The organism is Streptomyces sp. NPDC050439, assembly GCF_040655335.1.
In the GTDB taxonomy this organism is placed as follows: Bacteria; Actinomycetota; Actinomycetes; order Streptomycetales; family Streptomycetaceae; genus Streptomyces.
Genome location: NZ_JBFAJT010000001.1, coordinates 1,116,826 through 1,131,336 on the forward strand (window position 1 = coordinate 1,116,826; position 14,511 = coordinate 1,131,336).

13 protein-coding genes and 1 pseudogene are annotated in these 14,511 nt (G+C 70.7%); 10 read left to right on the plus strand and 4 right to left on the minus strand.

Annotated features, from left to right (window positions below; all coding sequences use genetic code 11):
- Window positions 1–119: 119 nt before the first annotated feature.
- Window positions 120–637, minus strand: a pseudogene (locus tag AB0I66_RS04965) (CGNR zinc finger domain-containing protein).
- Between the two features lie 26 nt (window positions 638–663).
- Between AB0I66_RS04965 and AB0I66_RS04970 the strand changes: the two are divergent.
- The 4 genes from AB0I66_RS04970 (at window position 664) to AB0I66_RS04985 (ending at window position 5,968) form a co-directional block, all read left to right on the plus strand.
- The gene (locus AB0I66_RS04970) at window positions 664–1,197 is read left to right on the plus strand and encodes a GNAT family N-acetyltransferase (protein ID WP_363206267.1); all 534 of its coding nucleotides are present in this window, start codon (window positions 664–666) and stop codon (window positions 1,195–1,197) included.
- Between the two features lie 62 nt (window positions 1,198–1,259).
- Window positions 1,260–1,568, plus strand: coding sequence for a trypco2 family protein (locus tag AB0I66_RS04975; RefSeq protein WP_363206268.1), 309 nt, complete (start codon window positions 1,260–1,262; stop codon window positions 1,566–1,568).
- Between the two features lie 6 nt (window positions 1,569–1,574).
- Complete coding sequence (locus AB0I66_RS04980; protein ID WP_363206269.1) at window positions 1,575–5,528, plus strand: hypothetical protein; 3,954 nt, start codon at window positions 1,575–1,577, stop codon at window positions 5,526–5,528.
- 191 nt (window positions 5,529–5,719) lie between these two features.
- Window positions 5,720–5,968 (plus strand): hypothetical protein, encoded by a 249-nt coding sequence (locus tag AB0I66_RS04985; protein WP_363206270.1) that lies wholly within the window; start codon window positions 5,720–5,722, stop codon window positions 5,966–5,968.
- Window positions 5,969–5,984: 16 nt separating this feature from the next.
- Here AB0I66_RS04985 and AB0I66_RS04990 read toward each other — a convergent pair whose 3' ends face one another.
- Window positions 5,985–6,383, minus strand: a complete 399-nt coding sequence (locus AB0I66_RS04990) for a VOC family protein (RefSeq protein ID WP_363206271.1) — start codon at window positions 6,381–6,383, stop codon at window positions 5,985–5,987.
- A gap of 162 nt (window positions 6,384–6,545) precedes the next feature.
- Here AB0I66_RS04990 and AB0I66_RS04995 point away from each other — a divergent pair, with 162 nt between their 5' ends.
- From AB0I66_RS04995 to AB0I66_RS05020, 6 genes are all read left to right on the plus strand, one after another.
- On the plus strand, window positions 6,546–7,295 hold the full coding sequence (locus AB0I66_RS04995) for a hypothetical protein (RefSeq protein ID WP_363206272.1): 750 nt from the start codon (window positions 6,546–6,548) through the stop codon (window positions 7,293–7,295).
- 286 nt (window positions 7,296–7,581) lie between these two features.
- Window positions 7,582–9,366, plus strand: coding sequence for an ATP-binding protein (locus AB0I66_RS05000; protein ID WP_363206273.1), 1,785 nt, complete (start codon window positions 7,582–7,584; stop codon window positions 9,364–9,366).
- 115 nt (window positions 9,367–9,481) lie between these two features.
- On the plus strand, window positions 9,482–9,901 hold the full coding sequence (locus AB0I66_RS05005) for a roadblock/LC7 domain-containing protein (RefSeq protein ID WP_363206274.1): 420 nt from the start codon (window positions 9,482–9,484) through the stop codon (window positions 9,899–9,901).
- Window positions 9,898–10,260: a DUF742 domain-containing protein gene (locus tag AB0I66_RS05010; protein ID WP_361840052.1), complete on the plus strand. Its 363-nt coding sequence runs from the start codon at window positions 9,898–9,900 to the stop codon at window positions 10,258–10,260. Before AB0I66_RS05005 ends, AB0I66_RS05010 begins: the two co-directional genes overlap by 4 nt.
- Entirely contained in the window at window positions 10,241–10,855 is a 615-nt protein-coding gene (locus AB0I66_RS05015) for an ATP/GTP-binding protein (RefSeq protein ID WP_363206275.1), read from the plus strand. Before AB0I66_RS05010 ends, AB0I66_RS05015 begins: the two co-directional genes overlap by 20 nt.
- Window positions 10,852–12,123, plus strand: a complete 1,272-nt coding sequence (locus AB0I66_RS05020) for a cytochrome P450 (RefSeq protein ID WP_363206276.1) — start codon at window positions 10,852–10,854, stop codon at window positions 12,121–12,123. The genes AB0I66_RS05015 and AB0I66_RS05020 overlap by 4 nt, the downstream gene beginning before the upstream one ends.
- Before the next feature lie 42 nt (window positions 12,124–12,165).
- On the opposite strand, the gene AB0I66_RS05025 is transcribed toward AB0I66_RS05020, so the two are convergent.
- Both AB0I66_RS05025 and AB0I66_RS05030 read right to left on the minus strand, forming a co-directional pair.
- Window positions 12,166–13,392 carry a cytochrome P450 gene (locus tag AB0I66_RS05025; protein WP_363206277.1) on the minus strand — a complete coding sequence of 409 codons (1,227 nt, stop codon included), beginning with the start codon at window positions 13,390–13,392 and terminating at the stop codon, window positions 12,166–12,168.
- 177 nt (window positions 13,393–13,569) lie between these two features.
- Window positions 13,570–14,304, minus strand: a complete 735-nt coding sequence (locus AB0I66_RS05030) for a chitinase (protein ID WP_363206278.1) — start codon at window positions 14,302–14,304, stop codon at window positions 13,570–13,572.
- Window positions 14,305–14,511: the final 207 nt, after the last annotated feature.

Below are 14,511 nucleotides of genomic sequence, written 5' to 3' on the forward strand. Positions count from 1 at the left end.
GCTCGGAACGCGCGTCGACACGCAGCGAACGTGAGCGCGCGGGCGGCGACCGATCCCAGGAGTGAATACCAGAAGTCCGCCCGGAAAACAGGCCCCGCTCGCGGCATTTGAGCGCGGATTCAGTCCCGCGGGCTCCGCGCCCGGTGCCTGCGGACCGCGTCCCGGTTGGCACACCGCTGGGAGCAGTAACGCTGCCGCCCGGTGCGTGAGGTGTCGGCGAAGATCGTGACGCACTCGGTCACGGCACACCGCCGGAGCCGGTGCATCCCCCGACCGGACAGGTGCAGCGCCGTGCCCACGGAGATCAGTTGATGCAGCAGGGCGCCGAGCGGCTGCTGTTCCTCGCGATAGTGCAGGTGCCAGCCCGAGCCCGCGTGGTCGGTCAGGCGCGGGTGGGCGGCGGATGCCGCCAGCATCTGATTGAGCAGTTCGACACGCTCGTCCTCCTCGACGGCGTCGACGACCTTCTCCCACCGGTCCAGCGCGCGCGGTCGAGGTCTCCCGGCGTGACGGGGCGCTCCAGGACGAGCCCGGCCGCGCGGCAGCGGTCCGCGAGTTCACCGGCGGTCTGCGGGCGCCGGTTGGCGAGGTCGGCGGCCAGATTCACGACCTCCTCGCCGTAAGGGTTGAGGTGCACAAGACCATTACATCAGGCTGATCGCCATGTCACGACACACCGAGAACGGCGCCCCCGCACGCCCATCCACCAGCCCGGCAGCGCGCCCGGCGACGTACGACGACATAACCGAACTCGTACGTCTGCGGGCTCTGCTGTTCGAGAACCTCGGCGGCGCATACTTCAGCCCGCCCTCGGGAGACACCGGCTGGCAGAACGACCTGGCCACGGTCCTTGAGGACCACATGGCCACGGAATGCATGCGGATCCTCGTCGTGGACGCCGACGGGAGCGCCGGGAACGGGAAAGGCCTGGCCGCCTGCGTCATCGGCTCGGTCGAGCAGCGGCTGCCGGGCCCGCATCTGCGCAACGGCCGGGTCGGCCTGGTGATCGGCGTGGTCACGGACCCGTCCCACCGGCGGCGGGGCCACAGCCGCGCGCTGATGGGGGCTCTGCTCGACTGGTTCAGGGAACGCGAGGTGACCCGCGTGGACTTGTACGCCTCCCCCGAGGGCGCCCCCCTCTACCGAGCCCTCGGCTTCACCGACCACCCCGACCCGGCCCTGTACTGGCGCCCTTGACGGCGTCGCCGGGGTGGAGCACGGTGGTCGGCGGCCGATCACCCACGAGGGCAGGGAGTGCCATGCCGGGACTGGAGCTGACCACGGTCGTCGACGCGATCCGTGACCAACTCGCGGATTCGATGAGCAGATCCATGGGACAACGGGTCCAATTCGAGCTCGGCGACATTGAGTTGGAGTTCTCTGTCTCGGTGACCGAGGACGACCGGCGCGAAGGAAACGTCAAGGTCTGGGTCATCGGGGCGGGCGGCAGCCAGGGGAGTTCGACTGCCACCGCGCATCGCGTCAAGCTCGTGCTCAAGCCCAGGGACACGGAGAGCGGTGCGCCGCCGCACATCTCCGACTCCTCGGTCACCGGGCCCCCCAGGTAATCGGGCGTGATCAACGGCCGGGTCGTGGAGGTGTGGTGCGCCGGCGGCTACGGCTCGGGTTACCTGGTGGGTCCGCGCCTCGTGCTCACCGCACTGCACGTGGTCGCCGACGGGGTACGCGGCACGGACCGGATCTTCCGGGAGGCTCCCCGGGCCGTGCGCAACCGCGAGGGCATCACCGTGCGCTCCGCGGCAGGCGGGGACTGGTGCGAGGCCACGGTCGTCTGGCCGGGACCTGGCGGCACCGACGCCGACGACGTGGCCCTTCTGAGGACGGCGCGCCCACTCACGGAATCGACGGACGGGCCGGGTCCGGGCGTCCGCTGGGGACGGTTGACCACCCTGGCGACGGACGTGCGGTGCGAGTTCACGGGGTTCGCCGCCGTCCAGTCGTACGGGACGGAGACACCCGGGACTTTGGTCAGGGACCTGGAGCGGATGCCGGGCAGCATCGTTCCCGGCACCGGTCCGCGGGCCGGATACCTCTTCGTACGGCCGGACCATGCCCTGGGCCGCGAGTCGTGGAAGGGCATGTCGGGCGCCGCAGTGCTGAGCCACGGCCTGGTGACCGCAGTGGTTCTCGCGACCGGGACCGCGGGCGACAGTCGTCTGGTCTGCCGTCCGGTCGGTGCACTGGTCGCCGCCGACCGGGGCTTTCGCGCGGCACTCGGCAGCAGTCCGTCCGTCGAATCGGTGGAGTTCAGCACCTTCCTCGGCAGGCCCAAGCACCCTCCCACCGGTTCGTTCTCTCCCGCGTCTCTGTTGCGCGCCGAGAGCAGAGCCGCTCGTTTCCACGGACGGGAGGACGAACTCCGGCAGCTCGTGGCCTGGTGCGGCGAGGAGACAGGTTCGCCGACACGCATGCTCACCGGGCCGGGTGGACAGGGCAAGACCCGGCTCGCGCTGGAGCTGATGACGCGTCTGGGCAGCGAGTGGACCTGCGGTTTCCTTGACGCGACGCGCGCCGCTGACAGCGCGGCTGTCGCCGGATTGATCAAGCGGGCAGCCCGGCCCACGCTCCTGGTCGTCGACTACGCGGAGACCAGGCCGCGCCGCACGGACGAACGGCCTGTCGGGCACATCGAAGAACTCGTCGAGGCCATGATCTCGGCCGAGAGCGGGGTGCGACTCAGGCTGCTTCTCGTGTCACGTTCCGCGGGCGACTGGTGGGAACAGGTCCTCCGCCAGGCCAATGGGGTCAGAGAGGTGTTGCGGGCCGCCGAGGTGGCGGAACTGGCCCCGCTGGAGCGCTCGGCGGAGGGCAGACGGCAGCTCTTCGAGGACGCCTGGGAAGACTTTGCCGTACGACTGGAGACGGCCCTGCCTGACTGGCGGCGCCCGGCGCTGGAACCGCCCGATCTGCGGCATGAGCGATACGACGCGGCGCTCGCCGTCCATATGGAGGCGCTCGCAGCCCTGCTGGAGCCCGAGCGCGACGTCGGAGCCCGCCGCGCCGAGGCGGTGATCCTGGAGCACGAAGAGCCGTACTGGAGCTTGGCGGCAAGGGTTTCGGGCATCACGGTGCACGAGCGCACCCAGCGCCGGGCCGTTGCCGCCGCGGCGCTGTACGGCGCGACCGACGAACCGCAGGCGGAGCGGCTGCTCGCCGCGCTGCCCGGTCTTTCCGCGACGGATGAGGATCAGCAGCTGCGCATCCGCCTCTGGCTGAAGGACCTGTATCCCGCGCCGAGCGGGGAGTCCACGGTCTACTGGGGTTCGCTGCAGCCGGACCTGCTCGCCGAGTACCTGGTGGCAGACGTGCTGCGCAAGGGCGCGAACCTGCTCGGGCCCCTCATGGAGCGGTGTGCGCCCCAGCAGGTACGCAGGGGACTCACCGTGCTCGCCCGGGCCGGTCTGCACCAGCCAGACGTCGACGACCGGTTGCGGGCCCTGGTGCCCGCTCTGGGAGAGAACCTGCCGGAAGCAGTACGGGTGGTCGCCGAGACCGAGAATCCGGGTCCGCTGCTCGACGCGCTGACCGGGCTCGAACGCGCACAGCTCGGGCCCGCGCAACTCGCCCGGCTCGCCGACGCGATCCCCCTCCACAGCCAGCGGCTCGCGCACTTCGCCGCCGAAATTCTCGCGGACGTCACCGCTCACTGGCGCGGCGCGGTGGCGGCCGACGACTCGGAGCCGAACCGCCGCCGTCTGGCCGAGGCGCTGCAGGACGAGGCTGCGCGACTCGAGGGTGTCGGCCGGCGCGGGCTCGCGCTGCGGAACCTGGAGGATGCCGTAGCGATACGGGAGGTACTGCCTGCCGACCGACCTGAACACCGACGCGAACTCGCCGGAGCGTTCCAGGCGTTGACGGCGGAGCTGGCGGCGAATGGACGCGCCGAGGAAGCAGCCCGGCGCGCTCAGCAAGCCTTCGAGACACTCAACTCTCTGGAAGACGCCGACCTGCCCATCGAATCCTTGCTGCGCGCGATCGGTACGCTCGGCCTGCGGGTCATGGAGGCGGGTCAGCCCGAGGACGCGGTACGCCACCTCGAATGGGTCACGGACACGTACGGTCAGCTCATCGCCGCGGCACAAGCCGAGACACACACCACGCGGGCCGACATCGACGGCCTGCGCGCCGATCGGGCCAGATGGCAGGCGAACCTGGCCATGGCGCTGCGCGCGGCCGGTCGTCACGACGAGGCGTTGGCCGAGGGCGAGCATGTGGTGGCCGTCCGCCGCGAACTGGCAGAGGCACGCCCGGACATCCATCTGGCCGGTCTCGCGCTCTCCCTGCACAATCTGATCGCCTTTCGCAGGTCGGCGGGCGATCCGACGGCCACGTCAGCCGCGTACGAGGCGGTCGAAGTCTACGAGACGCTGACCCGCGGCAACCCGGCCGCCTACCTCCACCGCTTCGTGTCAGCGGTGCGCAGCGTCATGTCGCTCTACATCAGGACTCCCGGTGACGACTCGGACCGGCTCATGCGGTCGACCATGCTGGTCACGCGGCTCTACGGTCATCTGCGGGAGTCCAAGCCCTGGGTCTACCTGCCGGTGCTCGTGATGACCACGCATCTGCCGGTCGTCGGCTCATCGGGTACGGAGAAGTCGATGCACATGGTCATGGACCATGGCACCGGCGAACCGCGCGACCTGAGACAGGCGGACGAGGCCGTCAGCCTTTACCGCAACCTCAGCAAAGTAGACAGGGACCTCTACGAGCCCTACTTCACAGAGGCTTTGACGACGCTGGCCGATCACCTGGACGCGGCGGGCGACTCGGCCGGGGCGCTGAGAGCGATCGAGGAGCTGATCGTGCTGCGGCGCGCTCGTGTGGACAGGTCCGAGGACGAGCGTGCCGATCTGCTGCGGACCCTCAACGACGCGGTGCGACGGCTGGCAGAGGCCGAGCGGTACGACGAGGCCCTGCCATACGCCCGTGAACTGGTCGCCGTGTTGCGTGAGGCTTCCGGCCGGGCTGCGGTCGAGTGGCGGCGGGACATGGCAGGCGCGCTCTACATGCAGTTCAACATGGCGGAGGAGTCGTCCGGGCAGCAGTACGTCCTCGAGGAGATGGTGGAGTTCGCGGAACTCTGCAACGGACTCGCCGATGACCTCGACGGCGAGATGCTCGGGGCGTTCGGGGACAAGCTGATCGCCCTGACCGTCCGGCTCACCGACAATGATCAGACGCAGGCAGCCGTGGTACTCGCCGAGACCGCGACCCGGCTCTACGCCGCCTCGACCAGGCTCTCCCCCGGAGAGAACGGGCGCCTGAGTTCGGCACTGATGATGCTTGGTGAGTGCTACCGCCTCGCCGACCGGGTGGGGGACGCCGTTGTCGCACTCGTACGGGGCATCGAGTTCGCGCGGCAGCAGGGACTCCAGACCCTCGAATCGAATGCCTGGCAGGCCATGGCCCTGGCCGCGCAGGCGAACCCGCAGGAGGCAGAGACCGCCTGGTACCAGACGGTCCGCGACGTGCCGTTTCCCGCCTTCCACTACGACATGGACTGAGGCCGCCCGCGCTCAGCGGAATCCGGCCGCGGCCCGGCAACCGGCCCCCCTCGCGTGGCCGGCCCGCCCGCAACGGGCCACCGTGAAGCAGTACGAGGTGTTGACGCGGGTGCGGCGGGTAGCCGCGCCTGCGCAGTGGAAGCCGCCGTGCGACCGCGCGGGGCTCGGTGACCAGGACTGGAGGGAATGCCGTGAGCGAGGAACTGCCCGAGACCCGGGGTGAGGACGAGACGCCCGTGCCGAGGGATCTGCCCGATCAGCAGGCGTCGGACGAGGAGGACCACTGGGAGCCGGACGACGACGCGGCCACCACGGGCAATGCCCCGGACGCCGACGACGACGTACCGGACACGGACGAGGCGGGCACCGGCCGGCGCGGTGCGCCGCACTCGGGCGGCGTGCGCCCGGACCAGCCGGTGCCGGACGAGCCCTCCGGCTGAGCGGGACTCACCGCGCTCAGCGGGACACCCTGGGCTCGGCGGACACGGCAAGGGTGAACGAGTGCCCTGCCGGGTCGCTGTAGGTCCGGGTGTCCCGGGGGCCGGAGTTGTCCTTGGTGTCCACGGGCCGGGCGCCCAGGCCGACGGCCTCGCGCTCCGCCTCGTCGATGTCGCCGCGGTCCACCAGAATCCTGAGGTGCGCCTGCTGGGAGTCCTCGGGGCGCGGCCAGCTCGGAGGCGCGTAGCCGTAGTCGCGGTGGATCGCCATGCGCAGGCCCTGCGCGTCGGACACCTCGACGTAGTCGGGATCGGTGCCCATGCCGGCCGTGCCTCCGAGCAGGCCCGCGTAGAACTCCGCGAGCTCTTCGGGCTTCGCGCAGTCAAGGACGACGACGGCGGTCTTCTTCACACCCATGGGGTCCCTCTTCGGTCGGCATCAAGTCGGCGTGGATCGCAATGGAGACGGGCGGCCGCTCAGTCGGCCGCCCCACGGCTGTCCGAGTGCCCCGCCCCGTCCGCCTCAATCGGCCTGCGTGTGTGGGCCGTGGGACGTCACGGCACAGGCGACACTGGGGGCATGCGCCTCGTCGACCAGTGCCAGCCCCCGTCCGCCTACGGCCGTCTCCGCGTCGAGCGGCACGACCTCTCGCCGGCCCGCTGGCTGGAGCAACGCCCGCCCCACGACGACGGGTTCGGCACGGTCGCGGGAGTCTGCGCCCCCGGCTTCGACGCGTACGCGCGGATCCTGCACCCGGCCTGGCTCGGCACGAAACCGGTGCGGTGGGACGAGGTGGCCGCCTCGTACGGCCGTTCGGTGTCGGCGGGGACGCGCTGGCACGAGCTGATCGGCCTCGGGGATGACCGGCTTCTCTACCGCAACGAGGACGCCCCGGCCGTCCCCGGTGTCTGGGACGAGCACCCCGACGAGGGCCCGACCCCCGCAGGTGTGGCCCGCGCCCTGATCTCCGTGCTGGCCGGGCACACCGGCACCCCCGAGCGCTGCTGGTACGGACTCTGGGAGGGGTACGGCCAGTACAACTGGGACGGGTATCCCGTGTTCCGCACACCGGGCCGTCACGAGATCCTGCTCTCCGGGCCGCTGGACGACGCCGACTCCCCCGCGTTCCCCGTTCCCGGGGGCGAACCCGACGAGGCGGCACCCGAGCTCCCCGACCTCTGGTGGCCCGAGGACCGCGCCTGGTGCGTGGCCGGTGACGTCGATCTGGTGAGCACGTATGTCGGCGGTTCGGCGGCCTGCGTCGCGGATCTCCTCGCGGCTCCGGGTATCGAGGCGTACGAGATCACGGAGACCTCGACGGTCGACTGACCCGCCGCCGTCCCGTTGTCGGCGCGACGTGGCACCGTGAAGTGTCGCCGCAAGGTCGAACTCCATTATCACGGTGCCATGTTCGAGGGGTCAGATCACGACGAAAGCCCCTTCGGGTCGGCCTGTTCCGCCTCGCTGTCCTGCGCGCCTCGCGAGGTGGCTAGCATGGCGCGGAGTGTGGTCCGGAAGATCGCCGTCCCCTTCGACGTTTCCGCCGGGCCCGCGACCGATGCGTACATCGGTCGGCTCGTTGCTTACCTGCACTCAAGGACCGAGGGACCGCTGAATGCCCGTGCCTGCTCCCCCCAGCCCGCACCGAATAGCGAAGGCGCGCCGGCCCGCGTCGACCCTGCCCGTGGTCGTGCTGGTGGTGACCGCCGTGGCCGGTGCCGTGGCGGGCGTCATGGCACCGGAGAACGCCCGGGTCTGGACGGTGGCCTCGGTCCTGGCCGGCTGGCTGTGTCTGGCGATCGCGCTCGTGACGACGTCCCTGCACGTCAAGCGGGTCCGCGGGGCCGCCGACGCGGACCACGCCGAGGCCGCAGCCCTCAAGGCGCAGATCGCGCGGCAGGGTGCCGAGTCCGCGCACCTGCTGACCGTCACGCTGCCGACCGTGATGAAACGGTTGCGCGACGGGACCAGCGCGAGTGAGACGCTGGCGCAGACCGCGCCGCCGTCGGATCCGCAACTGCGCCAGATCGTCCACGAGTTCGCCTCCGTGGTGGAGGAGACCGTGCGGCACGCGGCCGACGTCGACTCGCGGCGCGACCACGCCCAGGGGCAACTCGCGCAGGCAGCGGCGGAGTTGGACCAGCTGACGGCGGTGACGCTGCCCACGGCGATCGAGCGGCTGCGTGACGGCGCCTCCGCGGACACGGTCCTCGCCGGCCTCGACTGGCCGCGCAACCCCCTGCTGCGCGTGCCCGCCGAATTGTTCGTCCGCGAGCTCGCCTACAGCGAGCGGCGCGCCGCGGCCGCACAGGCGGCCTCGGCCAAGGCACTGAGCCGTGTGCAGGCCAAGTCCGTGAGCATGCTCGCCGACCTGCGGGACATGCAGGAGCGGCACGGCGTGGAGGTCTTCGGCGATCTGCTGCGCCTGGACCACAGCACCTCCCAGCTGGGTCTCATGACCGACCGTCTCGCCCTGCTGATGGGCGGCCGTTCCAGCCGTGCCTGGAACAAGCCGATCGTCATGGAGAGCATCCTGCGGGGTGCGGTGGGCCGGATCTCCGCGTACCAGCGGGTGCGGCTGCACTGCTCGACGACGGTGGCCATCGCCGGTTTCGCCGCCGAGGGCGTCATGCACGTCCTCGCCGAACTCATGGACAACGCGGCGAACTTCTCCCCGCCCATCGACGAGGTGCACGTCTATGTGGAGGAGCGCAGCGCCGGGATCGTCGTGACGATCGAGGACAGCGGCCTGAAGATGGCCGACGCGGCGATGCGCCGCGCCGAGGAGTCGGTCTCCGGGCACATCACGGACCTGGCCTCGCTGCAGGGCACCCGCCTCGGTCTCGCGGTGGTCGGGCGTCTCGCCGCGAAGTACGGCATGAGCGTCAACTTCCGTCCGTCCTCGCGCGGCGGCACGGGCGTCGTGGTGCTGCTGCCCCCGCAGCTCCTGGCCCAGCAGCGCGACCCCGCTCCGCAGCAGCTCGCCCCGCGCAACGTCGAGCCGGCGCCCGCGCCGCTCCCGACGGCCCCCGCACCGGCCGCCGCGGAGCTCCCCGTAGCCCCGGAGCAGCCCGCCGCCCCCGCGCAGCCCGCGGGCGCCGCTCAGGCGCAGCCCCTGCCGGAGCCTGCCCGCCCCGCCGCCGCCACGCCCAACGGCCTGCCCGTGCGCGCCCCGGGGCGCACCATGGCCGAGGCGGAGCGTGAGCGCGAGCAGCGCAGGGCGGCGTCCGACGCCGCGGCCGGATCCGGGGCTCTCTCCGGCGACGCGGGGTTGCCGCCGCGCGACGCCGGGTCCCGTTTCGGTGCCTTCCACCGCGGGCGGCGGGCGGCGGGCGACGTGCCCGGCTCCCCCGCGGCGCCCGAGTCCCCCGCCGATTCCGGGCCGCCGCCCGCCGAGTAGACCGAAGCCACCCGCACGGCGCCCGGGCTCTGGCGCCCCCTTCCCCGCTCGTAATTCGTGAGATTGGAGGGACGGGCAGGTGACCGGACGACCCGCGCATCTCGCCCCGCCTACCATGCAGACCACTGACAACAGCCTGACCTGGCTCCTGCAGAGCCTCCTGAAGCGCACCCCCGGAACGCGGCACGCCCTGGTGCTCTCCCGGGACGGCCTGAAGCTGTGCTGGAGCGAGCATCTGACGCTCGACCAGGCTGATCAGCTGGCGGCGATCTGCTCCGGTATCCAGGCGCTCGCCCAGGGCGCCTCCATGGAGTTCGGCGACGGGACCGGCGGCGTCCGGCACTCCATGACCGAGTTCCACGGCGGACTGCTCTTCATCGTCGAGGCCGGCCAGGGAGCGCACCTGGCGGTGGTGGCCGAGGAGAACGCCGATCCCGGAGTGGTGGGGCATCAGATGACCGAACTGGTCGAACAGATCGGTGAGCACCTGCGCGCCGAGCCGCGCGCCCAGACCGAAGGCAGCGGCTCCTCGTGACGCCGCGCAGGCCCGTGGACATCGGTGATCCGGACCGGCTCTACACGGTCACCGGCGGTCGCAGCCGCGCCGACGACGATTCGTTCGACCTGGTCACGCTGGTGGTGAGCGAGTGCGAGCCCACCGCGGGGATGCAGTCGGAGCACGTACGGATCCTCGAACTGTGCCGGCATCCGACGGCCGTGGTGGAGATCGCGGCGGAGATGAAGCTGCCGATCACGGTGGTGCGGATCCTCCTCGGTGACCTGCTCGCGATGGGCCGGATCACCGCCCGCCACCCCCGCGCGGCCGGCTCGGCCGCCTCGATCCCCGATTCCGCCCTTCTCAAGGAGGTGCTCCATGGGCTCCGCAACATCTGAGCTGCCCTCCCGGACGCCGCTGTCCGACACTGCCGAGACCGGCCTGAAGATCGTCGTCGTGGGCGGCTTCGGGGTCGGCAAGACCACGCTGGTCCGCTCGGTCAGCGAGATCCGTCCGCTGAACACCGAAGAGGTGATGACGCAGGCCGGTGTCGGCGTCGACGAGACGGCCGACGTGGCCGCCAAGACCACGACGACCGTGGCGTTCGACTTCGGCCGGATCAGCCTCAACGAGCGTGTGGTGCTCTACCTGTTCGGCGCTCCCGGGCAGGAGCGTTTCTGGTTCCTGTGGGACCGGCTCTTCTCCGGCACGCTCGGGGCGGTCGTCCTGGTCGACACCCGGCGGATGGACGACTCCTGGTACGCCATCGACCGGCTCGAACACCACAAGACCCCGTTCGTGGTGGCCGTCAACCGGTTCGACGACGACACCTCGACGCATTCGCTGGAGGAGATCCGGCAGGCGCTCGCGCTGCCCGACCACGTGCCGCTGATCGACTGCGACGCACGGGTCAGGTCGTCGGGCAAGGACGTCCTGATCACCCTCGTGGACCACCTCTACGCACTGGCCATGGCCCAGGAGATGACGACGTGACCGAGCCGACCGGATCCCCCTTCGAGCAGAGCCCGCCGCCCGGGTGCCCGGCACACGCGGGTACGGGCGCGGTGCGCCTGGGCGGTCTGGAGTACCAGCAGACGCCGTCGCAGCTCTACCGCAGCCTGCGCAGGGAGCACGGCGCGGTGGCGCCGGTGCTCCTCGACGGCGACGTGCCCGCGTGGCTGGTGCTCGGCTACTCCGAGGTCAGCTATGTGACCGGGCACGACGATCTGTTCGCCCGTGACTCGCGGCGCTGGAACCAGTGGGAGAACATCCCCGCCGACTGGCCGCTGCTGCCGTTCGTCGGCTACCAGCCCTCGGTCCTGTTCGCCGAGGGCGAGGAGCACCGCAGGCGGGCCGGGGTGATCACGGAGGCCCTGGAGGGGGTCGACCAGTTCGAACTCGCCAGGGACAGCGCCCGGATCGCCGACCGGCTGATCGCCGAGTTCGCCGGCAGCGGCCAGGCCGAGCTGATGGACGCGTACGCGCACGCGCTGCCCATGGTGGCCGCGGTGCAGATGTGCGGCATGCCGCACGAGGGCACGGACACGCAGCAGCTCGTGGACGACCTGCGGATCTCGCTGGACGCGCATGAGGGCGACGACCCCGTGGCGGCCTACACGCGCGTCGGGGAGCGGATCCAGCTCCTGGTGAAGGAGAAGCGCGAGAAGCCCGGCGCGGACGTCACCTCGCGGATGCTGACGCACTCGGCGGGCCTCACCGACGAGGAGATCGTCCAGGACCTGATCTCCATCATCGCGGCGGCGCAGCAGCCGACGGCCAACTGGATCTGCAACACCCTGCGGTTGATGCTGACCGACGAGCGTTTCGCGCTCAACGTGTCCGGCGGGCGGCTGAGCGTGGGCGAGGCGCTCAACGAGGTGTTGTGGCTGGACACGCCCACGCAGAACTTCATCGGCCGCTGGGCGGTGCGCGACACCCAGCTCGGCGGTCGGCAGATCCGGGCGGGCGACTGTCTGGTGCTCGGCCTCGCCGCGGCCAACACCGACCCGCAGATCTGGCCCGAGTCGCATGTCGGCCCGGAGAACTCCGCGCATCTCTCCTTCAGCCACGGCGAGCACCGCTGCCCGTACCCGGCTCCGCTGCTCGCCGACGTCATCGCGAGGACCGCGGTCGAGACGCTCCTGGAGCGGCTGCCGGACCTGGTGCTCGCGGTGGAGCCGCACGAGTTGACGTGGCGGCCGTCCATCTGGATGCGCGGTCTGACGTCGCTGCCGGTGCAGTTCACGCCAGTGGCACACTGAGCCGGTACCGGGGCGCCGCCTGCCGGCGGCGCCCCTTGAGGGTCAGACAGTGGCGGGCGTGAACTCCACCGGCAGGGACTGCGGCCCCCGGGTGAACACACCCTGCTCCACGGGGTCGAAGCCCTTCGCGAGCCGCACGTCAGGCATCGCGTCCAGGAGCTGGTCGACGCCGATCTCCACCTCGGCCTTGGCGAGCAGCGCGCCCACGCAGAAGTGCCGGCCGAGGGCGAAGGAGAGATGGTCTGCGGCGGCGGAGAACGCGGTCGTCGTGGTCAGGTCGTCGCGGAAGATGTCGAAGCGGTCCGGCTCGCGGTAGCGCTCCTCGTCACGGTTGGCCGAGCCGATCAGGCAGGTGACGGTGGCCCCGGCGGGGATGGTGCCGCCGGTGACCTCCACGTCGGTCGCGGACTGCCGCATGATCATGTGGACGGGCGGCGTGTAGCGCAGGGTCTCGGCGAAGGCGCGGGCTATCAGGCTGCGGTCCTGCCGGACGGCCTCGAGCTGTTCGGGGTGCATCAGGAGGTTGGCGAAGATGCTGGCGATGGCCTTGTCGGTGGTCTCGCCGCCCGCCGCGAGCAGCAGGCTGCAGAAGGCCTTGATGTCCTCGTCGCTCATGCGTACGCCGTCCACCTCGGCGGCGCACAGCGTGGAGAGCAGGTCGTCGCCGAGGTGGTCGCGGCGCTCCCGGATGATCGGGATCATGTACTCGGCGAACTCCACCCGGGTGCGTTCACCGGCCGCCGCGACCTCGGCGTCGCCCGCCAGGTTGCCGAGGAAGGCGATGACGGTGGTGTACCAGCCGTGGAAGCGGGCGTGGTCGGACTTGTCCAGGCCGAGCATGTCGGCGATGACGTTGACGGGGAAGCGGGTGGCGTAGCCCTCGACCAGGTCGACGCTGCCGGTGTGCCGGAAGGTGTCGATGAGTTCGCGGGAGTTGCGTTCTATGACGGGCAGGAATTTCTCCTGCAGGTCGCTGCCGCGGAACGCCGGTGCGACGAGCGCGCGCCGCACGGAGTGCTCGCGGCCGCTGAGCTGGAGGATCGTCTTGCCGTGGACGGGCTCGATCTGCCAGTCGTAGTTGTCGGTGGTGAACTGCGAGGCCTTGTCCTTGAACACGCGCTCGACGTCCGCGTACCGCGAGATGATCCAGCTCTGTGTCGCCTCGTGCCAGAAGAGCGGTGCGTTCTCCCGCATCGCCTGGTAGGCCGGATACGGGTCCTTGGCGAACTCGGGCGAGAGGATGTCAGGGACCTGCTGCGCGGTGGACATATGGCTCCTAGGTCGGGAAAGGCGACGCGCTCCAGGCTATTGATCACTTACGGAGCCAACCAGCCCCTCCCGGCCGATCGTTGAGCACTACACTAACGTTGGCCGAAAATCGCCCCTCGCCCCATCGGATCGAAGCCGACGGAGCGAGGGGGAGTCCGGGCCGGGAAGCCGGGGCCGTCAGCAGCTGAGCTTGTCGCCCGTCGCGACGCCGAGGATCCCGGTGAACTTCGTGTAGTTGTTGATGCGGCTCTGCACCTGCTGAGGGTTCTTCCCGTCGCATTCCAGGCTGCCGTTGATGCTGCGGATCGTCTCGCCGAAGCCCGCGCCGTTGACCATGGCGTTGTGCGGCGTCATGGTTCCCGGGCCGTTCTGCGTGTTCCAGTACCAGAGACCGGTCTTCCACGCCACGGCCGGATCGTTCTGCACGAGGTCCGGGTTGTTCAGGAGGTCGATCTTCAGGGCGTCGCCCGCCGCCTTGTAGTTGAAGTTCCAGCTGAGCTGGATCGGGCCGCGGCCGTAGTACTTGTCGTTGCCCGCCGGACAGCCGTACGGCTGGGAACTGTCGCAGTAGTGCGGGTAGTTTGCGGTGTTCTGCTCGACGACGTGGACCAGGCCGCCCGTCTCGTGGCTGACGTTCGCCAGGAAGGCCGCGGCCTCCTGCTTGCGCACGGTCTCGCTGCCGGTCCCGGTGAACTCGGGGTAGGCGCTGAGCGCCTGGGTGAGCCCGCTGTAGGTGTAGAAGGAGTTCCGGTTCGGGAACATCTCGTTGAGCTGGGCCTCGCTGACGAGGAATTCCGCCGCGGCCCGCTCCCCCGTCGCCTTCTCGGCGGAGGCGTTGGGGGCGAGGGTCAGGAGGGCGAGTGCCGCGGCGGACGCGGTGGCGGTCAGCGCGGCAAGGACACGAGGACGCATGGGGGATCACTCCTTGGCGGGTCGGCGCGTGCGTGCGCACGGCCACCCGTCACGTGGTGGGGGGAGGGATACAAGCCGCCTCTTGAGCGCGCGCGTGGGGTGGGAGGCGCCGAGAGACACGGCAGGGCCCACCGGTGATCGCACCGGAGCACCGGGAGCTGCAGCTCTCCGGAATGACTCCTACCGTTGGACTAGACCATACCGAGT

What these genes read in the sequence shown, in the direction of transcription:
- AB0I66_RS04970 (WP_363206267.1), top strand. Translation starts at nt 664, where the DNA reads ATGTCACGACACACCGAGAACGGCGCCCCCGCACGCCCATCCACCAGC.
- AB0I66_RS04975 (WP_363206268.1), top strand. Translation starts at nt 1,260, where the DNA reads ATGCCGGGACTGGAGCTGACCACGGTCGTCGACGCGATCCGTGACCAA.
- AB0I66_RS04990 (WP_363206271.1), bottom strand. Translation starts at nt 6,383, where the DNA reads ATGGGTGTGAAGAAGACCGCCGTCGTCGTCCTTGACTGCGCGAAGCCC.
- AB0I66_RS04995 (WP_363206272.1), top strand. Translation starts at nt 6,546, where the DNA reads ATGCGCCTCGTCGACCAGTGCCAGCCCCCGTCCGCCTACGGCCGTCTC.
- AB0I66_RS05000 (WP_363206273.1), top strand. Translation starts at nt 7,582, where the DNA reads ATGCCCGTGCCTGCTCCCCCCAGCCCGCACCGAATAGCGAAGGCGCGC.
- AB0I66_RS05005 (WP_363206274.1), top strand. Translation starts at nt 9,482, where the DNA reads ATGCAGACCACTGACAACAGCCTGACCTGGCTCCTGCAGAGCCTCCTG.
- AB0I66_RS05015 (WP_363206275.1), top strand. Translation starts at nt 10,241, where the DNA reads ATGGGCTCCGCAACATCTGAGCTGCCCTCCCGGACGCCGCTGTCCGAC.
- AB0I66_RS05025 (WP_363206277.1), bottom strand. Translation starts at nt 13,392, where the DNA reads ATGTCCACCGCGCAGCAGGTCCCTGACATCCTCTCGCCCGAGTTCGCC.
- AB0I66_RS05030 (WP_363206278.1), bottom strand. Translation starts at nt 14,304, where the DNA reads ATGCGTCCTCGTGTCCTTGCCGCGCTGACCGCCACCGCGTCCGCCGCG.